This is a genomic window from Streptomyces sp. SID12501 (genome assembly GCF_010550245.1).
Classification (GTDB): domain Bacteria; phylum Actinomycetota; class Actinomycetes; order Streptomycetales; family Streptomycetaceae; genus Streptomyces.
In genome coordinates, this window is the sequence record NZ_JAAGLU010001083.1 from 1 (window position 1) to 383 (window position 383).

Consider the following 383-nt stretch of genomic DNA (forward strand, 5'->3'; position numbering starts at 1 on the left):
GTTCGTCAAGGCCCCCAAGGCCGACCCGGTCCCGTCCAACGAGGCCGACAAGCGCGCCCAGCGCAAGCTCGCCGCCGAGTACGCGGACGGCTGCAAGGAACGCAGCGGCGAGATGCTGCCGCACATGACCACCCCCAACACCGCGCGCGACCTGGACGTCATCCGGGCCGCCCTCGGTGAGCAGAAGCTGAACTTCCTCGGTGTCTCCTACGGCACCTACCTGGGCGGGGTCTACGCCACCCTGTTCCCGACCCACGTGCGCCGCATGATCGTCGACAGCGTGGTCGACCCCGACCAGGACAACATCTGGTACGAGGCCAACCTGGGCCAGGACGTCGCCTTCCAGATGCGCTGGAACGACTGGCAGGACTGGGTGGCCAAGA

Annotated in this window: 1 protein-coding gene; it reads left to right on the forward strand. The window is 67.9% G+C overall.

Features of this window, described 5'->3' with window-relative positions:
• A partial coding sequence (locus G3I71_RS49925; RefSeq protein ID WP_164325623.1) for an alpha/beta fold hydrolase occupies positions 1–383 on the forward strand: 383 nt, incomplete at both ends.